This is a genomic window from Dyella solisilvae (assembly GCF_003351225.1).
Classification (GTDB): Bacteria; Pseudomonadota; Gammaproteobacteria; order Xanthomonadales; family Rhodanobacteraceae; genus Dyella; species Dyella solisilvae.
Map to the genome: position 1 here is coordinate 1,411,428 of NZ_QQSY01000001.1, position 22,865 is coordinate 1,434,292.

Here is a 22,865-nt window from a genome sequence, read left to right on the forward strand (position 1 = left end):
AGGGCGCAACATGATGACCGGTAATCCCGTGATCGAAGGTGGCTGCGACTGCGGCCGGATCCGCTACCGGATGATCGGCCCTCCGCTCATCGTGCATTGCTGTCACTGCCGCTGGTGCCAGCGCGAAACCGGCGCCTCGTTCGCCCTCAACGCCATGGTGGAGACCGAACGCCTCACCCTGCTCCAGGGCATGCCCGAGGTCATCGTCACACCCTCGGAGAGCGGCCGCGGCCAGAAGATCCTGCGCTGTCCCGAATGCCGGCTGGCCCTGTGGAGCCATTACGCCGGCGGCGGCGACGACGTGGCCTTCGTGCGGGTGGGAACGCTGGACGAGCCGGATCGGGTCGGTCCGGATATCCACATCCATGTCACCTCCAGGCAGCCCTGGGTGGTGATACCCGAAGGCGCCCGGACCGCGCCCGAGTTCTACGACATCGACCGGGTGTGGTCGCCGGAAAGCCTGCAACGGCGCCAGGTCATCCGGGAAAAGCGGGCCCAGGGCCGGGCCTGACCCCGTCCTGCCGCAAAAGAGGGAACGAAAACGCCCCTCCCCCACCCTTGGTACAATGGCGGGTTCGCGAGCCCAGAAACCGTCATGTCCACGCATCTCACCGAAACCCGCCGCCGCCGCACCTTCGCCATCGTCAGCCACCCTGACGCGGGCAAGACCACGCTGACCGAAAAGCTGCTGCTGTTCGGCGGCGCGATCCAGATGGCCGGCTCGGTGAAGGGCCGCAAGGCCGCCCGCCATGCCACCTCCGACTGGATGGCGCTGGAAAAGGAGCGCGGCATCTCGGTGACCTCCTCGGTGATGCAGTTCCCCTACGAGGGCCGCATCGTCAACCTGCTGGACACCCCGGGCCACGCCGACTTCTCCGAAGACACCTACCGCGTGCTCACCGCGGTGGACTCGGCGCTGATGGTGATCGACTGCGCCAAGGGCGTGGAGGAACGCACCATCAAGCTGATGGAGGTGTGCCGCCTGCGCGACACGCCCATCATGACCTTCATCAACAAGCTCGACCGCGAAGGCCGCTCGCCGATCGAGCTGCTGGACGAAGTGGAGTCCGTGCTCGGCATCGCCTGCGCGCCGCTGACCTGGCCGATCGGCATGGGCAAGCGCCTGAAGGGCGTGTACCACCTGCTGCTCGACGAGGTTCACGTGTTCGAGCAGGGCAAGAACTTCACCCGCCAGGACTCGACCATCTTCAAGGGCCTCGACGCCCCGGGCCTGGAGGCCGCCATCGGCGCCGAGGCGCTGGCCGAGCTGCGTGACGAACTGGAGCTGGTGCAGGGCGCCTCGCATCCGTTTGACGTGGAGCAGTACCTGGCCGGCAAGCTCACCCCGGTGTTCTTCGGCTCGGCCGTGAACAACTTCGGCGTGCAGCTGCTGCTGGACTTCTTCGTCGAGCACGCGCCCTCGCCGCGCTCGCGCGCCACGCTGTCGCGCGAAGTGAAGCCTGAGGAAGGCGCCCTCACCGGCTTCGTGTTCAAGATCCAGGCCAACATGGACCCGGCGCATCGCGACCGCATCGCTTTCATGCGCGTCTGCTCGGGCACCTACAACGCGGGCATGAAGATGATGCAGACGCGCACCGGCAAGGACGTGCGCATCGCCAACGCGCTCACCTTCATGGCAAGCGACCGCGAAATCGTGGAAAACGCCTATCCCGGCGACGTGATCGGCCTGCACAACCACGGCACCATCGGTATCGGCGACACCTTCACCGAGGGCGAGATGGTCAGCTTCACCGGCATCCCGAACTTCGCGCCGGAACTGTTCCGCCGCGCTCGCCTGCGCGATCCGCTGAAGATGAAGGCGCTGCAGAAGGGCCTGGCCCAGCTGTCCGAGGAAGGCGCCACGCAGTTCTTCCGTCCGTTGATGAGCAACGACCTCATCCTCGGCGCGGTGGGCGTGCTGCAGTTCGACGTGGTGGCCTACCGCCTCAAGGACGAGTACGGCGTGGATGCCAGCTTCGAGCCGGTCACGGTCGCCACCGCGCGCTGGATCCACTGCGACGACGCCAAGAAGCTCGAGGAATTCCGCGAGAAAAACGCCAACAACCTCGCCATCGACGCGGCGGGTGAGCTGGTCTACCTCGCGCCCTCGCGTGTGAACCTGCAGCTGGCGCAGGAGCGTTCGCCAGCAGTGCGGTTCTCGGCAACCCGCGAGCACGCCACGTCGGTCGATCTTTAAGTCGCCGATAAATGCCCGGGACTCACGCCCGGGCACGCCGCCACACATTCATCGTCCCCGTGCAGGCAGGGACCCAGTGACTTCAGGCGTGCGAGCCAAGACGCTGGATGACCAGCCGTTGGCTGTTGTGAAACGCCTCCTGCTTTCGCAGGAATGACGAAATCCTCGATCCCCCTCACCGTCGTCCCTGCGCAGGCAGGGACCCAGTGCCTTTCGGCGCTCGAACCAAAGCGCTGAATGACCCGCCATTAGGTGCTGTGAATCACATCCTGCTTTCGCAGGAATGACGAACCCGAGGGCACGGCGTCATCCACACTGAACCGAGCAACGCGAGCAGGCCGCATGTGACCACCGGCCCGTGCCCACCTCCACCCGCACTGCTACCCTCCCCGCTCCAAACAGGGGAGTGATCCTTCGTGCCAGCCAACCCGATCGCCTTCACGACGCCCGCCACCGCCACGCCATGGCAACGCTGGATGGTGTTCTCGCCGCCGGCCCGCATCGTGTTCTTCGCCGCGTTGATGTTCGTGCTCTACAAGCTCAGCTACGCGGCCGTGACCGGCATGGGCATCGTCGGCCCTGGCGTGACGCCGCTCATCCGTTCGCTCGGCATCCTGGCGCTTTCCTTGCTCCCGGCTGTCCTCAGTTACGTGGTGCTGGTCAAGGCGATCGAGCGGCGCCCGCTCGACGAGTTCGCAGCACGCGACCTGCCGACGCTGGGCGTGGCCGGACTGGTGGCTGGCGCGGTGCTCTTCAGCACGGTCGTGTTTGTGCTCTGGCTCGCCGACAGTTACCACGTGACCGGAACCAACCCCGATGTGAACTGGCTGCCCGCCGTGCTGATCGTCGGTGTCGGCGCCGGCGTGGCTGAGGAAATCATGACGCGCGGCGTGCTGTTCCGCATCGTGGAAGAGGGCCTGGGCACGTGGTGGGCGCTGGCCATTTCGGCCTTGTTTTTTGGCGCCGCGCACATCTTCAACCCCGGCGCCACACTGTGGAGTTCGCTGGCCATCGCCATCGAGGCCGGCGTGCTGCTCGCCCTGATCTACCACGTCACCCGTTCGCTGTGGCCATGCATCGGCCTGCATGCGGCGTGGAACGTCATGCAAGGCACGGTCTACGGCATCCCCGTCTCCGGCACAGCGGCGCACGGCTGGCTGGTGTCCAACCGCACCGGGCCGGACTGGCTGAGTGGCGGTGTATTCGGCGCCGAGGCGTCGGTGGTGGCGCTCGCGGTGTGCTCGGCGTGCTCGGCTGTGTTGCTCGTCATCGCCGTCCGGCGCAACAGCATCGTGCCCCCGGCCTGGCGTCGACGTGGCATTCCGGCCACCTGAGGCCGCTACCGCCTTCACAGGCGTGCGTATAACCTGACCAGGCCCCAAGGCCCGGCAGCAAGGGCCGCCACGAATCGACGAAGACGCATGGCCCCAACCCGCCGCAGATACTCCTGGCTCGCGCATCAGCCGATGCAGCGAAAAATACTGTTGGCCATCGGCATCCTGCTGCTGTTGTTCCTGACTTCGGGCGCGGTGACCCTGATATCGGTCACCCGCCAGGCCGAAGGCTGGCACTGGGTCCGGCACACCTACGACGTCGAACAGAAGCTCGATGATGTCGCGCAGAGCCTGCTGCAGAGGCAGATTGCGGCGCGCACCTATGTGCTGACCCGACGGCCGGCCGAACTGGAGGCGTTCCACAGCGAAAACCGCCGGTTCGACGCCATGCTGGCGGAGCTGCGCCAAATGACGGCGGACAATCCCATCCAGCAGATGCGCGTCGACCACCTGCAGGGACTGAGCGCCACCTGGCAGCAGGAGATCACCACCAAGGGCATCGAGGCGATCCAGAACGTCGACGCCACCGATCCCGTCGCCGCCGCGTTGCAACGCGAGCGGATCCAGACGACGTATCTCAGCCAGCTGTCGGTTCCGATGAGCGACCTGCTGGCTGTGATCAAGCAGATGGAAGCCACCGAGCAGCAGCTGCTCGATCAGCGTGAGCAGGCGCAGCGACACGACGTGACCGGCGTCCAGGCCATCACCTGGGTGACCATGCTGCTCAGCCTGCTGGTCGGCATCTTCGTCATCGCCATGACGTTCCGCCTGATCACGTGGCCACTGCGGCGCATGACCAACCTGATGACACGGCTGGCCGCGCACGATCACAGCGTGGAAGTCCGCGAGATCGAACGCAGGGATGAAATCGGCGAAATCGCGCGCGCCCTGCAGGTGTTCAAGCAGATGGCGATCGAGACCAGCGCGCAGACCTGGGTGAAGACCAACGTCTCGCAGATCGCCAGCGAGCTGCAGGCCGCGCCGGACCAGCGCGAATTTGCCGAATACCTGACCAGCACCCTGGTGCCCCTGCTGCAGGCGGGCGTAGGCATCTTCTATCTCTACGATGAAGAGCGGCGACTCCTGCATCTCATCGGCAGCTACGGTTTCCAGCAACGACGTCATCTCAGCACCGAATACGCGCTCGGCGAAGGACTGGTGGGCCAGTGCGCGGTGGAGCGCAAGGTGATCACCTTGCGGGACGTGCCCGATGACTACGTCCGCATCCATTCCGGCAGCGGCGAGGCGACGCCACGCAGCATTACCCTGTTGCCGATGATGTTGCGCAACAAGCTGCTCGGCGTGCTGGAGCTGGGCAGCTTCCAGCCTTTGACCGAGCACCAGCAGCGCCTGCTCGACGAACTGCTGCCGATCGCTTCACTGTCGCTCGAGAACATTGGCCGCGCGCTGCGCACCCAGGATCTTCTGCAACGTACCAGCCAGCAGGCCGACGAACTGCGCGCGTCGGAAGACATCTTGCGTCGTCAGCAGCAGGACCTCCAGGTCACCAACGAGGAGCTCAACGCCAGGACGCGCGAACTGCAGGAACAGTCGCAGCGGCTGCTCGCCTCGGAAGAGGAGCTGCGCGTGCAGACCGAAGAGCTGCAGGCATCCAACGAAGAGCTGCGGCAGAAAACCGAGACTCTCAACCATCAAAAGCGCGTGCTGGAGGACCTGCAGCGCGAGACCCAGGAGAAAGCCGAAGAGCTGGCCCGCGCCAGCCAGTACAAGTCCGAATTTCTCGCCAACATGTCGCATGAGCTGCGCACGCCGCTCAACAGCCTGTTGATCCTCTCGCGAAGCCTGGCCGACAACCGTGAGGGCAACCTCGATGTCGAGCAGGTCGAGTCGGCGCGCATCATTCACGACTCCGGCAGCAACCTGCTGCGCCTGATCAACGACATCCTCGACCTGTCCAAGGTCGAGGCCGGCAAGATGGAGATCCTGCTCGAGGACTTCCCGCTGGCCGACCTGGAGCGATCGCTGAAGCGCACGTTCAATCACGTGGCCCAGGACAAGCACCTGGATTTCCAGGTGGAGATCGACCCTGCGCTGCCCCCGGTCATCCGCACCGACGCGGCCAAGCTCGAGCAGGTGGCCAACAACCTCATCGGCAACGCGTTCAAGTTCACCCACCACGGCGCCGTTCGCGTGCAGGTCGCCCGCCCTGCGGCGGCCATCGTGCTGCCGCCATCGCTGCAAGGGCAGGACGTGATCGCCATTGCGGTGAGCGACACCGGCATCGGCATACCACCGGAGAAGGCCGAGAAGATCTTCCAGGCGTTCGAGCAGGTGGATGCCAGCACCAGTCGCCAGTACGGCGGCACCGGGCTGGGCCTGACCATTTCCAAGCGCATCATCGAGCTGCTCGCCGGCGACATCGTGCTGCACAGCGACGTCGGGCACGGCAGCACATTCACCATCCTGCTGCCTCTGCAGGGGCCGTCGTCCACCCGCGCGGCGCCCACCCCGACCGCGCTCGCGGCGCCAGCCCCGCAGGCCGCGACTTCGGCGCTGCTGCCGGAGACCATCGACGACGACCGCGAGCACATCGCGCCGCACGACACCGTCATCCTGATCGTCGAGGACGATCCGGTGTTCGCCCGCATCCTCGCCGACATGGTGCGTCGCAAGGACTACCGCGTGCTCGCCGCGGCCGACGGCGAGTCCGGTCTGCAGTTGGCCAGGCGCTATCGTCCGACCGGCATCCTGCTCGACGTGATGCTGCCCGGCATGGACGGCTGGACCGTGATCGAGCGCCTCAAGGACGACGGCGCCACGCGGCACATCCCGGTGCACTTCATTTCCGCGGTGGACGAAGCCAGCCGCGGCAGGGACCTTGGCGCGGTGGGCTTCCTCACCAAGCCGGTGAGCCGGGAGGCCATCAACGACGCGTTCGAACGGTTGCTGCATTTCGCCGAAGGCCACACGCGCCACCTTCTGGTGATCGATGATGACGCCGACTCGCGTGCGGCCATGCGCACGCTACTGCGCCGCGACGACGTCAGCATCGACGAGGCGGGCAGCGCGGAAGATGCGCTGGAGCTGCTCAAGGGCACGGAGTACGACTGCATCGTGCTCGACCTCGGCCTGCCCGGCATCTCGGGCATGGAATTCCTCGAGCGACTGGCCGCCAGCGGGCGGATCCCTCCGGTGGTGGTGTACTCGGGCCGCGAGCTCAGTCGAGAGGAAAGCCTCAAGCTGCGCCAGTACACCGACAGCATCGTGATCAAGGGCGCGCGCTCGCCGGAGCGCCTGATGGACGAGGTGAGCCTGTTCCTGCACAGCATCGGCGATGGCCAGCGACCGGCCTCGACCGGGGGCGCGCCCTCGCCCGCGGCCCCGACCAACGGCGAGCTGTACGAACGCAAGGTGCTGCTGGTCGACGACGACATGCGCAACCTGTTCGCGCTGTCCAAGGTGCTGCGTGGCTGGGGCATGCAGGTGACCATGGCCCAGGATGGCCAGAAGGCGCTGAAGGTGCTGGCCGAGAACCAGAGCATCGAGCTGGTGCTGATGGACGTGATGATGCCCGTCATGGATGGCTACGACACCATCCGCGCGATCCGCGCCCAGCCGCGGCTGGACAAGCTGCCGATCATCGCGCTCACCGCCAAGGCGATGCGCGGCGACCGCGAGAAATGCCTGGACGCCGGCGCCAACGACTACCTTTCCAAGCCGATCGACATCGACAAGCTGTCGTCGATGATGCACGTGTGGCTGCATCGATGAATACCTTGGCCGGCCCGACGCCCCCGCCCGACACGGTCCTCGAGGACATCGAGGTCGAGTTGTTCGTACGGGCGTTGAAGCTGCGCTATGGCTACGACTTCAGCCAGTACGCCCCCGCCTCGCTGAAGCGCCGCGTGCTGCAACTGGTGCAGGCCCAGCACGCCGATACGGTGAGCGCGATCACCGCGCGACTGCTGCACGAGCCGGATTTCCTGCCGGTGGTGCTGGAAGGGCTGTCGGTGCCGGTGTCGGAAATGTTTCGCGACCCGGACGTGTTCCGCGCGCTGCGCGAACAGGTCTTCCCCGTGCTGGCCTCCTACCCGCAGATCAACATCTGGCAGGCCGGCTGCGCGCATGGGCAGGAGGTTTATTCGCTGGCGATCCTGCTGGAAGAGGCCGGGCTGTACGAACGCAGCCAGATCTACGCCACCGACTTCAACGAAAGCGCGCTGAACCAGGCCCAGGAAGGCATTTACCCGGCCCGCGACGCGCAGCTGTGGTCACGCAATTACCTGGCCGCGGGCGGCAGCCACTCTCTGGCGGACTACTACAGCGCGCGCTACGAACTGATCAAGCTCGACCAGCGGCTGCGAAGAAACGTGATCTTCGCCAATCACAACCTGGTCACCGACGAGGTGTTCTGCGAGGCGCACTTGGTGCTGTGCCGGAACGTACTGATCTATTTTTCCGATCCGTTGCAGGACCGCACGCTGGGACTGTTCCGCGACAGCCTGGTGCGTGGCGGCTTTCTTTGCCTGGGCACGCGCGAGAGCCTGGCCTTTGCGCCGTCGGCCGTCGACTTCACGCCGATGAACGCCGCCCTGCGCATCTATCGCCTGGAGTCACGCAACGGGGGCGGTGGCTGAGATGAATTCGCCACAGGCCATCGTGATCGGTTGTTCGGCGGGCGGACTGAACGCACTGGAGACGCTGTTCGCCGGGCTCGACCGCGCCCTGCCGCAGCCCATCGCCGTGTGCTGCCATACCGGCTCGGCCACGGTCGACCTGATGTGCGAGCTGCTCGGCCAGCATGCCACCCTGCGGGTGGTGGAGGCGCGCGAGCGTGCCTCGCTGGAGGGCGGTGTCATCCATATCGCCCCCAGCGGCTACCACCTGCTGGTCGAGGCCAGCCATCGCTTCGCCCTGTCGGTGGACGAGCGCGTGAGTTTCGCCCGCCCCTCCATCGACGTGTTGTTTGACTCGGCGGCCGAAGCCTACCGCGACGGCCTGATCGGCGTACTGCTTACCGGCGCCAACCGCGACGGCGCGGAAGGCGTGGCGCGGATCCGCCACTGCGGCGGCGTCGCCATCGTGCAGGACCCGGCCGACGCCGCCGTCCCGGTGATGCCACAGGCCGCGCTGGAACTCGCAGGCGCCGACCATTGTCTGCCTCTCGCGGCCATCGCGCCGCTGCTCAATCGCCTCTGCCTGACATGAACACGTTCGCTCCCAAGATTCTCGTCGTCGATGACACCCCGGCCAACCTGGTGGCCATGCGCCACCTGCTGGCCGACAGCGGCGCAGAGGTCTACGAAGCCAGCAGCGGCAATGCCGCGCTGGCGCTGTGCCTGGACCACGAGTTCGCCCTGATCCTGCTGGACGTGAACATGCCGGAGATGGACGGCTTTGAGGTCGCGTTCCTGATTGGCGAAGACGAGCGACTGCGCGACACGCCCATCATATTCGTCACCGCCGCCTACGCTGACGACATCAACCGCGTGCGCGGCTACCACTTCGGCGCGGTGGATTACATCGCCAAACCGATCAACGACATGATCCTGCAGTCGAAGGTGCGCGTGTTCCTCGAGCTGTACAACGCGCGCGCGCAATTGAAGTCCGCCATGGCCGAGCTGTCGGAGAGCAACGAACAGCTGCAGGCGGAGATTTCCGAGCGGCTTCGCATCGAAGCGCAGATTCGCCATCAGGCCACGCACGACATGCTCACCGGCCTGCCCAACCGCGTGTTGTTCCACGACCGCTTGCTCACCGCCATGCAGCGCGTGCCGCGCCATGGCCCGGGCTTCGCGCTGGCCCTGCTGGACATCGATGGCTTCAAGGCCGTGAACGACAACCGCGGCCACCCCGCCGGCGACGCCTTGCTGCGCACCGTGGCTGAACGGCTCACCGACGAACTGCGCGCAAACGACACCGTCGCCCGCCTGGGCGGCGACGAATTCGCCCTGATCCTGGAAGACGTCGGCGACGTTCCCTCGCTGCTCCGGCGCTGCGAGCAGGTGTGCACCCTGCTGGCCAGTCCGTATGAGTTGGATGATCGCCATGGACCATTCGAGGCGCGCGTCAGCGCCAGCATTGGCGTGGCGCTGTGGAAAGGTGAAACCCAGGGCGACGAGGAGCTCATCCATGCCGCCGACCAGGCCCTCTACCAGGCCAAGGCCGAAGGCAAGAACCGCTGCGTGCTGGCCCGCTGAGCGTCAGGCCGCCTTGCGCGGCGATACCCACATGTCGATGCGGGCGCGAAACACTTCCTCTCCCGTTCCATTGCGCACGCTGACCCGCACGGGCCAGGCGTAGCCGTTCGGGGCTTCGATCGCCGCACTTTCCGGAGTCGCTTCGGCGTGCATGGTCCCCTTGGCCTTGGCCAGGTATTCCACCGCCATGCCCTTGGGAATCCAGCGCATGCCGGGCGGAATCGTCACGTCCGTCATCATGCCGGCGGTGAGTTCGGCCACGTTGCACAGCGCGATCGCATGCACGGTACCGATGTGGTTGTGCACGCGGCGTCGGTCACTGATATCCACCGCGCATCGCCCGGGCTCAAGCGCCATGAAGCGCGGTGCGATGGTGGCGAAGTAAGGAGCCTTCAAGCAGATCAGCCTGCCATACAACCAGCGGCCTCCCGGCAGGGAAACCAGCTTGCGATACAGGGACAGCGCCTCGCTCATGCCAAGTCTCCCGCTGGGGCGGGGCGCGAGCCCCGTCGTGCTATGCCTCAGACCATCACAATTGCCCGAACGTCATCCCAACGGAAGCTGGACAAGCGCGCAGCGCGCAGAACGCCCGCAGGGCGGCTCCGAAGGGGCGAGCGCAGCGAGTCATCCAGTGCCTTCGATGCCTGAGGAAGACCTTGAAGTCGCTGGGTCCCATCCTTCGCTGGGACGACGAGCCATTTCAGGCCGCGTCCGCCAGCTTCTTCTTGCGATCAGCCCGCGTCACCGCGGCGCGCAGTTCGGCCGCATCGAAATCATCCACCGCGATGAACTCGGCCACGCCGTCACGCACGCGCTTGAGCAACTCGAATTCGGCGGGGTTGATCACGCCCGCCTGCAGCGCCTCGGCAAGCTGGCCGTTGTAGTCGTGCGACTTGAACTGCCCCGCCTTCTGCGCCTTGCCAAACTTGCGCTCGACCGGCTCGGCGGCGATCACGTCCGGCAGCAAGGCGTTCATGCGGCCGATGGTGTTGTTAGCCGTCGGGGTGAGGTAAACCCATTCGGTGAGGCGATCGCGGGCTTCGCCCGGCGCGGTGATGATGGCGGCCACGCGACGACCCAGGCGATCCGACGGCGGCACCTCGCGACGACCGAACGGGAACACCAGCGCGCGCAGCAGCCACGACACCGGCCTCACCGGGAAGTTGCGGATGGCGCCGTCCAGGGCCATCTGCGTGCGCCACATGCACTCGTGGAAGGCCCAGGCCAGCAGCGGACGATCCGCTTCCGGACGACCGGTATCCTCGTAGCGCTTCAGCATGGCGCTGGCGATGTACAGGTAGCTGAGCACGTCGCCCAGTCGCGCCGACAGCTTTTCCTTGAACTTCAGCTTGCCGCCCAGCACACCCATGAACGTGTCGGCGCACAGCGCCAATGCGGCGGAGTAGCGGTTGAGCTTGCGGTAGTAGCGGCGCACATAGGCATCGCCCGCCGTGTCGCCGATACGCGAACCGGTGATGCCCAGGGTGAACGCCCGCACCGCGTTGGAAATGCCAAAGCCGATGTGGCCAAACAGCGCGCGGTCGAAGGTCTTGAGTCGGTCTCCATAGTCGGCGATCGACAGCGACTGCATTTCCTTCAGCACGTAAGGATGGCAGCGGATCGCGCCCTGGCCGAAGATCATCAGGCTGCGCGTCATGATGTTGGCGCCTTCCACCGTGATGGCGATGGGCACGCCCTGCCAGGCGCGGCCGGCGTAGTTCTTCGGGCCCAGCTGCACGGCCTTGCCGCCATGCACGTCCATCGCATCACCGGCAATGGCGCGTCCCATTTCGGTGGCGTGGTACTTGGCGATCGCCGACGGCACCGCCGGCTTCTCGCCACGATCCACCGCCGCAGCGGTAGCGCGCGACAGCGCGGCCGTGGCGTAGGTCAGGCCACCGATGCGGGCCAGCGCTTCTTCCACGCCCTCAAAGCGGGCGACCGACAGGCCGAACTGCTTGCGCATGCGTGCATAGGCGCCAGTCGCGGCGACCGCGGCGCGCACGCCACCCGTCGCGTTGGACGGCAGCGAAATTGCGCGACCCACCGACAGGCACTCCACCAGCATGCGCCAGCCATGACCGGCCATGTGCGGCCCGCCGATCAGCACCGACAGCGGCACGAACACGTCCTTGCCATGCAGCGGACCATTCTGGAACGGGATGTTGAGCGGGAAGTGGCGACGACCGATCTCCAGGCCCGGGGTCGAACGCGGCAGCAGCGCCAGCGTGATGCCGAGGTCTTCGGTGTCACCCAGCAGCTTCTCGGGGTCGTACAGGCGGAAGGCCAGGCCAACCACCGTGGCGATCGGCGCCAGCGTGATGTAGCGCTTGTCGAAGGTGAGCTTCATGCCCAGCGTCTCGACGCCGTCCACCATCTGCTTGCAGACGATGCCGAAATCGGTGATCGAGGTGGCGTCGGAGCCGGCATACGGGCCGGTCAGCGCGAAGCACGGGATCTCTTCGCCCACCGCCAGGCGCGGCAGGTAGTAATTCTTCTGTTCGTCGCTGCCGTAGTGCAGCAGCAGCTCGGCCGGACCCAGCGAGTTCGGCACTGCGACCGTGGAGGCCACCGTGGCCGACATGGTGGCCAGCTTCTGCAGAACCGCCGAATGCGCCAGCGCCGAGAAGCCCAGGCCACCGTACTGCTTCGGGATGATCATGCCGAAGAACTTGTGCTTCTTGACGAAGGCCCAGACCTCGGGCGGCAGGTCGGCCAGCTCGTGGGTGATCTGCCAGTCGTCGATCATGCCGCACAGTTCTTCCACCGGGCCGTCCATGAAGGCCTGCTCTTCCACGCTCAGCTCCGGCTTGGGCTGCTTGAGCAGCTCATGCCAGTCGGGCTTGCCGGAGAACAACTCGCCCTCGAAGCCCACCGTGCCGGCTTCCAGCGCGGTCTGCTCGGTTTCGGAGAGCTTCGGTGTGACCTTGGTGAACATCTTCAGCAGCGGCGCGCTGATCTGCTTGCGGCGGAAGCCGTCCATCAGCAGCGGCACGGCGATGGCGAGCTCGATCACCAGCAGGATGAAGGTCGTCCACAGCGCGCCCGCCAGCAGACCGACCACGACAGTGGTGGCCACCGTGGCGATCGCCCACGTGCGCAGGCTGCTGCGATGGTAAGCACAGGCGCCAGTGGCAATGAGAGCCGCCAGCAGGGTCAGGATCACGGACATCACTACACCTCGTTACGGATGACGACTGGGCTGATCAGGGAGTTCAAAGGGCGACCGCATCGCCGCGACCGGCGCCGGAAAGCCGGCCGACAAACCTTGCGATCTCGCGGGTGAATGCATCGTTGGCGTCACCGGCCACCATGTGCGTCGCCCGCGGCAACTCCACATGCTCGGCGTGCGGCGCCAGCTTCAGGAATTCATCGACGGTGTCGCGCGACACGACATCGCTGCGCCCGCCGGAAAGCAGCAACACCGGCACGCGCACCTTGGCCGCGGAGGCCATCAGGCGTGGCTGATAACGTTCGCTCTCGCGCACGAGGTCGCCACCCAGCAGGGCCGGGTCCCAATGCCAGCGCAGGCGGCCGTCGCTGCCCTCGCGAAGGAGCGGTCGCAACTGGTCCTCGCTCTTGCGCCCGCCGCGGTGCGGCAGGTAGCGCGCAATCTCGTCGGCCACCTCGGCATAGCTGGCGAAACCATCAGGGTGGGCCTGCATGAAAGCCAGGATGCGTTCGACGCCGGCCGTCTCCCAGCGCGGCGTGATGTCCACCAGCACCAGGGCGCGGAATGCCTCCGGGTCGATCTCGCCCGCCAGCATCAGTCCCAGAAGGCCACCCATGGAGGCGCCCACCAGGATCGGCCGGTGCAGTTCGGCGTGCGCCAACAGGCGCAGGTCGCCGATGAACTGCTCCATGTGGTACTCGCCACCGGCCACCCGGTCGCTCTCGCCATGCCCGCGCGCATCAAACGTCACGCAACGGTAGCCCTCCGCGGCTAGCGCGGTGGCCGCGCCGCGCCAGGCGCCGCGGGTCTGGCCAAAGCCATGGGCGAACAGCAGGGTCGGCACACCCGCGGGCTGCCGCACTTCCACGGCCAGCCCCAGGCCGTCGACGGCGGTCACGCGGGAAACAGTCTCTTCGGTAGTCGAAATCGTTACCATACGCATGAGTATGGATTGCGGCAAACCGCCACGTCAATATGTCCTGCCCCGAGCCGACGCCCATGCGCCGGATGAGCTTCCCCATCCATACGGACGCGCAGAGTGGGTTACCATGCGCACATGAATGTGAGCGCCAAACCCGAACGCACCCGCCTTTCCGCCGAGGATTGGGAAGACGCCGCCCTCAGACTGATCGCCGATCAGGGAGTTGGCGCCTTGGCCGTGGAGGCCCTGGCCCGTCAGTTGGGCGTCACCAAGGGCAGTTTCTACTGGCATTTCCGCACCCGCGAGGCGCTGCTACAGGCCGCGCTGGAGCGCTGGGAGCAATACGGCGAACGCGAAGTGATCGCGCAGATCGAGGCCATGCCCGACGTGCGTGCGCGCCTGCCGGAACTGTTCCGCCGCGTGGCGCATGAACTGGCGCCGCATCGAGTCTACGCCGCCCTGCTCAAGGCGCTGGACCACCCCCAGGTGGTGCCGGTGATGGCCCGCGTGTCGCAGCGGCGCATGGAATTTCTTACCTCCATCTACCGCGAGGCCGGCTTGGCGCCCGAAGAGGCGCTCAATCGCGCCCGTCTCACCTATGCCGCCTATGTGGGCTTCCTGCAGCTGAACTTCACGCTGGGCCTGCCCCGGATCAGCCACGAAGAGTTCGACGCCTACGTCGAGCACATGATCCGCACGCTGACGCCGGCGTAAGCGTCAGCGGACCCCGCTCAGCAAACACGCTGACACCAGAACGCCGCCTTCGGGCGGCGTTTTTTGTGCCCGAACCGACTGGTAGCCCACTCCGGAAAGTGGTCTGCACACCCCCTTCTAACTACCGGGTCGGGCAACGATTTCTGGTGCAACCAATTGCCTTTTGCTGCATCACAACTTGCCATGCCAGTGCTCGCAAGTTACCGTTTTCGTTCTTTTTTGGCTCAAGACCAGAAGTGAGGAACGTGATGTCGAGCAAGCTGGAAGCCCTGCAGCGTTGGGTTGACGAAGTGGCGGCCCTGACCCGCCCTGCGCAGATCCACTGGTGCGACGGCTCGGACGCCGAGTACCAGCAGCTGGTGCAGCAGATGCTGCGTACTGGCGATCTGATCGAGCTGAACCAGCAGACCCACCCGGGCTGCTACCTGCACCGTTCCAACCCCTCCGATGTCGCCCGCGTGGAGCACCTGACCTTCGTCTGCACCGTGGAAGAGGACGCGGCCGGCCCGAACAACCACTGGATGGCGCCGGCCGAGGCGCACGCCAAGATGGACGCGCTGTTCGATGGCTGCATGGAAGGCCGCACCATGTACGTGATCCCCTACTGCATGGGGCCGATCGATTCGCCGCTGGCCCGCTGCGGCGTGGAGATCACCGATAGCCCGTACGTGGTGGCCAACATGCGCACCATGACCCGCATGGGCGCCGCCGCGCAGGCGCGCATCGAGCGCGAAGGTCGCTTCGTGAAGGGGCTGCACTCCACCGGCGAACTTGATCCGGAGCGCCGCTTCATCATGCACTTCCCCGAGGAGCTGACCATCAAGTCGTACGGCTCCGGCTACGGCGGCAATGCGCTGCTTGGCAAGAAGTGCCACGCCCTGCGCATCGCCAGCTTCCAGGCCAAGTCCGAGGGCTGGCTGGCCGAGCACATGCTGATCGTCGGCATCGAGAACCCGAGGGGCGAGACGCACTACATCGCCGCCGCGTTCCCGTCGGCTTGCGGCAAGACCAACCTGGCCATGCTGATTCCGCCGGAGGGCTATCGCCAGGACGGCTGGAAGGTGTGGACCGTGGGCGACGACATCTGCTGGATGCGCCCGGGCGCCGATGGCCGCCTCTACGCCATCAACCCCGAAGCCGGCTATTTCGGCGTGGCGCCGGGCACCAGCACCGCCACCAACCCCAATGCCCTGTCGACCATCGCGCGCGACACCATCTTCACCAACGTCGCCGTGACCGCCGACAACCAGCCGTGGTGGGAAGGCCTGCCCGGCACGCCGGTCACCGACTGGCAGGGCCGTCCGTATGACCCGGCCAACGGCCCGGCCGCGCACCCGAACTCGCGCTTCACCGTGAGCGCCAGGCAGTGCCCGACCTGGTCGCCGCGTGCGGAGGATGCGCAAGGCGTGCCGATCAGCGCCATCGTGTTCGGCGGCCGCCGTCCCTCGTTGATCCCGCTGGTGTTCGAGGCCAAGGACTGGAAGCACGGCGTGCTGGTCGGCGCCGCGATGGGCTCGGAAACCACGGCCGCCGCCACCGGCGCCGTAGGCGTGCTGCGCCGCGACTCGATGGCCATGAAGCCGTTCGCCGGCTACCACTACGGCGACTACTTCCGTCACTGGCTGTCGTTCGACCAGCCCGGCGCCAAGCTGCCGAAGATCTTCCACGTCAACTGGTTCCGCAAGGGCGAGGACGGCCGCTTCCTGTGGCCGGGCTACGGCGACAACCTGCGCGTGCTCGAATGGATGATCGACCGCGTGGAAGGCCGCGCCGCCGGCAACGAGACGCCGATCGGTACCGTGCCCGCCAAGGGTGAGTTGAAGGTCGACGACCTGGCCTTGGACGGCGCCACGCTCGACACCCTGCTCGACGTCGACCACGCCGGCTGGACTGCCGAGCTGGCCGCCATCGGCGACTACCTGCAGAGCTTCGGCGGTCGCATGCCGGACGCACTGCACGCCGAGCAGCAGCGCGTGGCCAAGGCGCTGGACACGGCCGCCATCGCCTCCTGATGCACCTGCCCCGCCGGGCTCGCCGGCGGGGCCTATCCTTGCGGGTTTCCTCTAAACCTTGCCAGGCGCGGGCGCATCCAAGCTGGCAAGATGATCGCTGCCTGCCCCGCCAACGGAAGCCCGATGCCGCCTGCGCCCGCTGCGGAATCCACTGACACGGACGACGTGCGCGCGGCTGCCGCCGGTGACCGGCAGGCTTTTCATCGACTCTATCGGCTGCACGTGGATCGCGTGTACGGCGCGGTGTACCGGCTGGCCGGTTACGACCACGCGCGTGCGGAAGATCTCACCCAGGACGCGTTCGTGCGCGCCTGGCAGAAGCTCGGCGGCTTTCGCGGCGAGAGTGCGTTCGGCACGTGGCTTTATCGGCTCGCCGTCAACGTCGCCTTGATGGACATCAGGTCGCGCGGCGCCGATCCGGTCAGCATGATGGCCGAGGACGACATCCCCGACCACGGTGAAACACCCTTCTGCGCCGCCGAACGCGAAGAGCTGGAACGCGCGATCGCCAGACTGCCGCCACGCGCGCGCGCCGTCCTGGTGCTGCACGACATCGAAGGTTGGCGGCACGAAGAGATCGGCATCGAGCTTGGCATGGCGGTAGGTTCGTCGAAGGCGCAACTGCATCGCGCTCGAGGCCTGCTGCGCAAGATTTTGGGAGAACGGTCATGAACGAATTCGAATGGCTCCGCCAGACGCGCGCACTGCGCGAACCCATGTCGCCGCGACGCGACCTGTGGGCGGACATCGATGCCGCACTGGACACCGACGCCAGCACTCACGTCGAAGCGTCAGGGCGCCGATCCCCGCCTCGCCTGCAGAACTGGCTGGTGGCGGCAAGCTTTGTCGGCATCTCGCTGTTCGCCGGCAGCCTGGCCGTGCACCTGCGCGATCGCCCGATCGCCACCGCCGCCACGGCGCCCGCGCCGGATATCGCGCGCTGGCGACCGGCCGACCCGCGCCTGGCCGGCGCCGCGGTGGAACTGGACGCCGCCCACATGGAACTGAAACAGGCGCTGGAACAGGCGCCGAACTCGCCAGCACTGCAGCGCCTGCTTTACCGCACCCAGCAGCAACAGACGCAATTGCGACAGATGGAACACCAGGCTGGTTGAGTCCAGCGGAGCCTTTACATGAAAACCGCACGCATCCTTCCACTCCTGCTCTGCCTGTCGATCGGCCAGGCCCTGGCCGATACGCCCATCAACCTCAGCCATGACGCCACGCCCAACGTGCACGTCAGCATCAGCAACGTGAAAGGCGCGGTCACCATAACTGCGTGGGATCGAAACCAGGTCGAGGTGGGCGGTCGGCTCGGCGACGGCGCCAAACCGCTGGCCATCGAAGGCAGCGCCAGCGACATGAGCATCAAGGTGCAGCCGCAGGGCAAGTCCGGCTGGTTCAGCTGGAACAGCGACACCTCGATGAGCGGCACCATGCTCGAAGTGCGCGTCCCCAAGGGCGCCTCGCTGGACGTGGACGTGGTGAGCGCGCCGTTGAGCATCGATGGCATCGACGGCGGCAAGATCAAGGTGAACACGGTAAGCGGCAAGGCGCGCGTGAATGCGCGTGCGCCGCAGGTCAACGTCGACAGCGTCAGCGGAACGATCGAGCTTGCCGGCAGTGCCGGCAAGGTTGCGCTGCAGACGGTGAGCGGCGACATCCTGGCGCCGAACGTCGGCGACGAGGCCGAGCTGCAGACCGTATCCGGGCGCGTGCGCGTCAACGGCGGCCCATGGCGCAAGTTCAACCTCAGCACCGTGTCGGGCGACGTGCAGCTGGCCGGCGGCCTCGCCAAGGATGGAACCTTCGCCGTCGACAGCATGAGCGGCGACGTGCAGGTCACCGTGCCCTCCGGTCTCTCGGCCATCCTTCACGCCAGCACCTTCAGCGGCGACCTGCGCAGCGACTTCGGCACGGTGCAGAAGGCCGAGCACGGTCCCGGCAGCGAACTACGCGTCACCGTGGGCGGCGGCAACGGCGAGATGAACATCGAGACCTTCAGCGGCGATCTGCGCATCCGCAAGCAGGACTGATCGTCCCCGCGGTCCGCATGTGAAAACGCCGGGCGATGCCCGGCGTTTTCGTATCTGCCCCGCGTGCTCGCCGTGGGCGGCTTACAGGTCCTGGTGGTACTGCACGTACGGCGTGCGCGCCTGGTCCGGCTCCGGACCCGCCGGCGTATTCACGGCATTGCCCGAGGACCACACGTTCTGCGCGCCGATGCTCAACTGACCCTGCCACGGCAGGCGCCAGGTCACGCCCAGGTCGATGCTGCTCCAGCGACGCTCCGGGTTATAGGCGGCGCCCGGCATGCCACCGGCTTCCGGCTGCATGGTGCGGCCAACGATGCTGCCGCTCAGCGGACCACGATCGACACCAAAGCTCAGCGCCTTCTGGTCCAGCGTGCTGACGCCCAGCAGATTGCCCGGCAGCAAGCGCACGCGACCCACGCTGGCGCCGAGGTCGATGCCGCTCTTGCTGTCCAGCGCCAGCCGGCCACGCGCATTGAGCTGCGTGCTGCTGTCGAAACCCGGCAGGCCATTCACGCCCGGCGTCGCGCCCGGCAACAGTCGCGGAAGGTTGGCGTTGTTGCCCGGCACGGTATCCGCGCCCAGGCTCAGACCCACGCTGTAGCGTCCAGCGTTATAGGTGGCGCCGACTTCGCTGCCGACAATGCGCGGCGCGTCGTTGTTCGCCCAGTTGTGCTCACTGACGCCCACGTGCGCCTGAAGGTTCGAACCCAGGCCATACTGCACGTCGCTGGAAAGGACACTCGCCGCATCCACCGCGCGGAACTGCAGCGGCGCATCGGCGCGCTGCGCCGCGGTCAACGTGTCGTTGCTCGCCTGCAGCGCCAGCCAGCGGCCATCGGCGCCTTGCCACAGCGGCACCGCCACACCAGGCCCCACCTGGGCCATCTGGTCGGGCTGCTGCATCAGCATGCGTCCCGCCATGTCGTACGGATCGCTGGCAGCACTCTGCCCTGCCGCGATGAACGGCATGAAAAGCAGCGGCAATGACAGCAACAGACGACGCATGTACGCGAAAACCCCCGCAGTACCGTGAACGGGAAAGTCGCCCCCTCCCAGAGACGATCGAGCCACACGATACCACGTTTTACTTTTTGCTAACACCCGAACCAGGTCTCGAAACGGGAGGATAACGACCCGGCATCACATTTTTTTGACAACCTTAACCGGCGGGGGTTCCCCGGAGTGAACTGAACGCCGACAAAGCTGAATGGAGGCGCGATATAGTCCGCCCTGTCGACCATGCACGGATCTGCTGCGACTGATGAGCTCGCCCGTCACCAGCAACACGCCAGCGCCCTGGCCTGCGGGCAGCAACGTGGCTGCCACGCACGCCGCCGTGGAACGATTGTTCCGCGCGACGGATGCTGCCAGCGTGCTGGAAATCTGCGAGGCGCTGCTGGGCGAGCTGGGAGTCGAGGGCCGCCTGCACTGGCGCCTGCTCGGCGATCCGGACCCCGTTCCAGCTGGCGCCCGCCAGTTGGAGCTGGCCGAGGATCCCCAGGGTCTGCGTTCCCTGGTGCTGGAACTCCCCTTGGGGACGACCGCCGATTCCATGCAGGACCACCTGGCCTGGCTCGGCCGGCTTGCCGCGGCGCGTTTGCGCCAGCAGGCCGAGACCTCCCGCCTGTACGAGGCGATCTCGCGCCTGGCTTTGGCCGAACGCCTGCAGCGTGCGCTCTACGCCATCGCCGACCAGGCGGGCGCCGAGCACAACATGACCGAGATGATGCACTCGCTGCACGCCATCCTCGGCAGCCTGATGTACGCGGAGAACTTCTATATCGCGCTGTACGACGCGGCCACGGACACCGTGCGCTTCCCGTACTACGTGGACACCATGGACAAGGAGCCGCCCTCGCCTGACGAGGCGGTGCCGTTGCAGGAGATGCGTCACAGCCTGACCTGGAACCTGCTGCAGACCGGACAGGCGATCATGGGTTCGTTCTCCGAGCTGATGGAGCAGTTCAGGGGACGCTTCGTGCAGATCGGCCCGGTGTGCGAACACTGGCTGGGCGTGCCGCTGCTGCGCGATGGACGCGTGGTGGGCGGCATCGTCATGCAGAGTTATCGCGACGACACCCACTACACCCAGCACGACCGCGAGCTGCTCAGTTACGTGGCCAAGCACGTGCAGACCGCACTGGAGCGGCGCGAGGCCCACGAGGAGCTGGAGCGCCGCGTTTCCAGCCGTACCGCCGCCCTGCGCGAGGCCAACCGCGTGCTGCGCCAGCAGGTGCTGCAGCGACAGCGCGGCGAGCGACTGCAGGCCGCGCTGTTCCGCATCGCCGAGCTGGCCAATGCCTCGGAGAGCCTGGACAACTTCTACGCCGCCGTGCACCGCGTCATCGGCGGCCTGCTGTACGCACGCAACTTCTATATCGCCTTGCTCGACGACGAGCAGAAGGCGCTGAGCTTTCCCTACTCGGTGGATGAATTCGACACGGTGCGCCTGCCGCGTGCGCACGGTCGCGGCGTTACCGAGTACGTGCTGCGCCACGGCAAGCCACTGCTGGCCAACCCGGAGGATTTCGACCGACTGGAACGCCAGGGCGAGTTGTCCCACCGCGGCTCGCGCTCGGTGTGCTGGCTGGGCGTGCCGCTCATCTGGGGCGATCGCGCGATGGGCGTGCTGGCGGTGCAGAGCTATTCGCCCGAGCATACGTACGACGTGCGTGACCAGGAGCTGTTGACCTTCGTGGGCTACCACGTGGCCAACGCGCTGCAGCGCAAGCACACTACCGAGTCGCTGAAGCAGGCCTATGCCAGCCTCGAGCGCCGCGTCACCGAGCGCACGCGCGCGCTGGCGCTGGCCAACCGCGACCTGCGCGAGCAGATCGCCGAGCGCGAGCGCGTGGAACGACGCCTGAAGTACGAGACCCTGCACGACTCACTCACTGGCCTGCCCAACCGCACCCTGTTGCTGCAACGCATGGAACAGGCGCTGCAGCGCTACCACGGTGATGCGCAGGAGCTGTTCTCCGTGCTGTTCATCGACCTGGACCGCTTCAAGGTCATCAACGACTCGGTCGGTCACCTGGTGGGCGACGACCTGCTGTTCCAGGTCGGCGGCCGCATCCGCGCCTGCCTGAAGACGCGCGACGTGGTGGCGCGTCTGGGTGGCGACGAGTTCGCCGTGCTGGCCGAGGGCATCACCGACCCAAAGATGGCGCTGCTGATCGCCGAGCGCATCATCGATGAACTGCAGGCGCCGTTCCGTCTCGGCGCCAAGGAAATCTTCACCTCGGCCTCGATCGGCATCGCCCTGCCCAGCCCGCATTACCAGCGGCCGGAAGAATTGCTGCGCGACGCCGACGCGGCGATGTACCGGGCCAAGGACGAGGGTCGCCATCGCGCCGCGGTGTTCGACGACCGCCTGCGCCGCGAAGCGCTGTCGCTGCTGGAAATGGAAGGCGACCTGCGACGTGCGCTGGGCCGCAACGAATTCGTGCCGTTCTACCAGCCCATCGTGGCGCTGCAGAGCGGGCGCACGGTGGGTTATGAAGCACTGCTGCGCTGGCGCCATCCCGACCGCGGACTGCTCACGCCGGCCGACTTCCTCGCCGTCGCCGAAGAGAGTGGCTGCGCCGAAAGCATCGACTGGCAGATCTTCGAGCAGGTCTGCGCCCAGGCCGAGGCGCTGGCCGGCAGCGACGGCTTCGTCAGCATCAATGTCTCCGGGCGGCACTTTCGCCAGCCCGACCTGGACAAGCGCCTGCTCGACCTGATTCAGTCCCATCGCCTGCCGCCGCGCTGCCTGCGCATCGAAGTCACCGAGCGCGCGCTGCTGGAGAACGCCATCCAGGTCAAGCGCATGCTCGACAACCTTCGCTCGCAGGGCGTGAGCATCGCGCTGGATGATTTCGGCACCGGCTACTCGTCGCTGAGCTACCTGCACCAGTACCCGATCGAGACGCTGAAGATCGACCGCTCCTTCATCGTCGAGCTTCCGCGCGAAGGGGGCCACGGCGCCGCCGTGGTGCGCGCGATCCAGGCGCTGGCCAACTCGCTGCAGATGCAGGTGATCGCCGAAGGCATCGAGGACGAGGAGCAGCGCCAGGCGCTGCTGCGCATCGGTTGCCGCTTTGGCCAGGGCTTCCTGTTCGCGACGCCGAAGATGGCCGAGGTGTGGCTGCAGCGCGAGCATCATTTCGCGCTGCCCTGAATCGGCGGAAACGAACCGTCTTTCGTCCGTCGTCCACGCGTAGGCGGTATTTCAGCGGCTGGACCTTGATGACCTGAAAGTCGCTGGATTCCCGCCTTCGCGGGAATGACGACCAGATCATCCAGACTGACGCGCAGAAAAAAGCCGAGCCCCTT

At 66.5% G+C, this 22,865-nt stretch carries 17 protein-coding genes; 13 read left to right on the forward strand and 4 right to left on the reverse strand.

What is annotated here, in order from left to right; genetic code table 11:
• The first annotated feature begins 10 nt into the window (after positions 1–10).
• The 7 genes from DVT68_RS06210 (at position 11) to DVT68_RS06240 (ending at position 9,692) form a co-directional block, all read left to right on the forward strand.
• Positions 11–511, forward strand: coding sequence for a GFA family protein (locus DVT68_RS06210; protein ID WP_114824117.1), 501 nt, complete (start codon positions 11–13; stop codon positions 509–511).
• A gap of 84 nt (positions 512–595) precedes the next feature.
• On the forward strand, positions 596–2,197 hold the full coding sequence (locus DVT68_RS06215) for a peptide chain release factor 3 (protein ID WP_114824118.1): 1,602 nt from the start codon (positions 596–598) through the stop codon (positions 2,195–2,197).
• A gap of 416 nt (positions 2,198–2,613) precedes the next feature.
• On the forward strand, positions 2,614–3,531 hold the full coding sequence (locus DVT68_RS06220; RefSeq protein ID WP_233523360.1) for a CPBP family intramembrane glutamic endopeptidase: 918 nt from the start codon (positions 2,614–2,616) through the stop codon (positions 3,529–3,531).
• Positions 3,532–3,663: 132 nt separating this feature from the next.
• On the forward strand, positions 3,664–7,263 hold the full coding sequence (locus tag DVT68_RS06225; protein WP_233523361.1) for a response regulator: 3,600 nt from the start codon (positions 3,664–3,666) through the stop codon (positions 7,261–7,263).
• The gene (locus DVT68_RS06230; protein ID WP_114824120.1) at positions 7,260–8,129 is read left to right on the forward strand and encodes a CheR family methyltransferase; all 870 of its coding nucleotides are present in this window, start codon (positions 7,260–7,262) and stop codon (positions 8,127–8,129) included. The genes DVT68_RS06225 and DVT68_RS06230 overlap by 4 nt, the downstream gene beginning before the upstream one ends.
• Position 8,130: 1 nt before the next feature.
• The gene (locus DVT68_RS06235; RefSeq protein ID WP_114824121.1) at positions 8,131–8,700 is read left to right on the forward strand and encodes a chemotaxis protein CheB; all 570 of its coding nucleotides are present in this window, start codon (positions 8,131–8,133) and stop codon (positions 8,698–8,700) included.
• Positions 8,697–9,692, forward strand: a complete 996-nt coding sequence (locus DVT68_RS06240; protein WP_114824122.1) for a diguanylate cyclase domain-containing protein — start codon at positions 8,697–8,699, stop codon at positions 9,690–9,692. The genes DVT68_RS06235 and DVT68_RS06240 overlap by 4 nt, the downstream gene beginning before the upstream one ends.
• A 3-nt stretch (positions 9,693–9,695) precedes the next feature.
• On the opposite strand, the gene DVT68_RS06245 is transcribed toward DVT68_RS06240, so the two are convergent.
• The 3 genes from DVT68_RS06245 to DVT68_RS06255 form a co-directional block, all read right to left on the reverse strand.
• Positions 9,696–10,166, reverse strand: a complete 471-nt coding sequence (locus DVT68_RS06245) for a hotdog fold domain-containing protein (protein ID WP_114824123.1) — start codon at positions 10,164–10,166, stop codon at positions 9,696–9,698.
• 226 nt (positions 10,167–10,392) lie between these two features.
• Complete coding sequence (locus tag DVT68_RS06250; RefSeq protein ID WP_114824124.1) at positions 10,393–12,864, reverse strand: acyl-CoA dehydrogenase; 2,472 nt, start codon at positions 12,862–12,864, stop codon at positions 10,393–10,395.
• Between the two features lie 43 nt (positions 12,865–12,907).
• Positions 12,908–13,801, reverse strand: coding sequence for an alpha/beta fold hydrolase (locus DVT68_RS06255; RefSeq protein ID WP_114824422.1), 894 nt, complete (start codon positions 13,799–13,801; stop codon positions 12,908–12,910).
• 120 nt (positions 13,802–13,921) lie between these two features.
• Here DVT68_RS06255 and DVT68_RS06260 point away from each other — a divergent pair, with 120 nt between their 5' ends.
• The 5 genes from DVT68_RS06260 to DVT68_RS06280 all read left to right on the forward strand — a co-directional run bounded on the left by DVT68_RS06260 (position 13,922) and on the right by DVT68_RS06280 (position 18,548).
• A complete protein-coding gene (locus DVT68_RS06260; RefSeq protein ID WP_114824125.1) occupies positions 13,922–14,500 on the forward strand; it encodes a TetR/AcrR family transcriptional regulator in 579 nt (192 codons plus the stop codon).
• Positions 14,501–14,748: 248 nt separating this feature from the next.
• The gene (locus DVT68_RS06265; RefSeq protein WP_114824126.1) at positions 14,749–16,512 is read left to right on the forward strand and encodes a phosphoenolpyruvate carboxykinase (GTP); all 1,764 of its coding nucleotides are present in this window, start codon (positions 14,749–14,751) and stop codon (positions 16,510–16,512) included.
• A gap of 123 nt (positions 16,513–16,635) precedes the next feature.
• Positions 16,636–17,184, forward strand: coding sequence for an RNA polymerase sigma factor (locus DVT68_RS06270; protein ID WP_114824127.1), 549 nt, complete (start codon positions 16,636–16,638; stop codon positions 17,182–17,184).
• On the forward strand, positions 17,181–17,627 hold the full coding sequence (locus tag DVT68_RS06275; protein ID WP_114824128.1) for a hypothetical protein: 447 nt from the start codon (positions 17,181–17,183) through the stop codon (positions 17,625–17,627). Before DVT68_RS06270 ends, DVT68_RS06275 begins: the two co-directional genes overlap by 4 nt.
• Before the next feature lie 18 nt (positions 17,628–17,645).
• Positions 17,646–18,548, forward strand: a complete 903-nt coding sequence (locus tag DVT68_RS06280; protein WP_114824129.1) for a DUF4097 family beta strand repeat-containing protein — start codon at positions 17,646–17,648, stop codon at positions 18,546–18,548.
• Positions 18,549–18,629: 81 nt separating this feature from the next.
• On the opposite strand, the gene DVT68_RS06285 is transcribed toward DVT68_RS06280, so the two are convergent.
• On the reverse strand, positions 18,630–19,553 hold the full coding sequence (locus DVT68_RS06285; RefSeq protein WP_114824130.1) for a hypothetical protein: 924 nt from the start codon (positions 19,551–19,553) through the stop codon (positions 18,630–18,632).
• Positions 19,554–19,809: 256 nt separating this feature from the next.
• On the opposite strand from DVT68_RS06285, the gene DVT68_RS06290 reads away from it, so the two are divergent.
• Positions 19,810–22,710 carry a bifunctional diguanylate cyclase/phosphodiesterase gene (locus tag DVT68_RS06290; RefSeq protein ID WP_114824131.1) on the forward strand — a complete coding sequence of 967 codons (2,901 nt, stop codon included), beginning with the start codon at positions 19,810–19,812 and terminating at the stop codon, positions 22,708–22,710.
• Positions 22,711–22,865 lie beyond the last annotated feature (155 nt).

Excerpts from the sequence above, each read along its gene's own strand:
- DVT68_RS06210 (WP_114824117.1), top strand. The coding sequence starts at position 11 with ATGATGACCGGTAATCCCGTGATCGAAGGTGGCTGCGACTGCGGCCGG.
- DVT68_RS06215 (WP_114824118.1), top strand. The coding sequence starts at position 596 with ATGTCCACGCATCTCACCGAAACCCGCCGCCGCCGCACCTTCGCCATC.
- DVT68_RS06225 (WP_233523361.1), top strand. The coding sequence starts at position 3,664 with ATGCAGCGAAAAATACTGTTGGCCATCGGCATCCTGCTGCTGTTGTTC.
- DVT68_RS06230 (WP_114824120.1), top strand. The coding sequence starts at position 7,260 with ATGAATACCTTGGCCGGCCCGACGCCCCCGCCCGACACGGTCCTCGAG.
- DVT68_RS06235 (WP_114824121.1), top strand. The coding sequence starts at position 8,131 with ATGAATTCGCCACAGGCCATCGTGATCGGTTGTTCGGCGGGCGGACTG.
- DVT68_RS06240 (WP_114824122.1), top strand. The coding sequence starts at position 8,697 with ATGAACACGTTCGCTCCCAAGATTCTCGTCGTCGATGACACCCCGGCC.
- DVT68_RS06245 (WP_114824123.1), bottom strand. The coding sequence starts at position 10,166 with ATGAGCGAGGCGCTGTCCCTGTATCGCAAGCTGGTTTCCCTGCCGGGA.
- DVT68_RS06250 (WP_114824124.1), bottom strand. The coding sequence starts at position 12,864 with ATGTCCGTGATCCTGACCCTGCTGGCGGCTCTCATTGCCACTGGCGCC.
- DVT68_RS06255 (WP_114824422.1), bottom strand. The coding sequence starts at position 13,801 with ATGGTAACGATTTCGACTACCGAAGAGACTGTTTCCCGCGTGACCGCC.
- DVT68_RS06260 (WP_114824125.1), top strand. The coding sequence starts at position 13,922 with ATGAATGTGAGCGCCAAACCCGAACGCACCCGCCTTTCCGCCGAGGAT.
- DVT68_RS06265 (WP_114824126.1), top strand. The coding sequence starts at position 14,749 with ATGTCGAGCAAGCTGGAAGCCCTGCAGCGTTGGGTTGACGAAGTGGCG.
- DVT68_RS06270 (WP_114824127.1), top strand. The coding sequence starts at position 16,636 with ATGCCGCCTGCGCCCGCTGCGGAATCCACTGACACGGACGACGTGCGC.
- DVT68_RS06275 (WP_114824128.1), top strand. The coding sequence starts at position 17,181 with ATGAACGAATTCGAATGGCTCCGCCAGACGCGCGCACTGCGCGAACCC.
- DVT68_RS06280 (WP_114824129.1), top strand. The coding sequence starts at position 17,646 with ATGAAAACCGCACGCATCCTTCCACTCCTGCTCTGCCTGTCGATCGGC.
- DVT68_RS06285 (WP_114824130.1), bottom strand. The coding sequence starts at position 19,553 with ATGCGTCGTCTGTTGCTGTCATTGCCGCTGCTTTTCATGCCGTTCATC.
- DVT68_RS06290 (WP_114824131.1), top strand. The coding sequence starts at position 19,810 with ATGAGCTCGCCCGTCACCAGCAACACGCCAGCGCCCTGGCCTGCGGGC.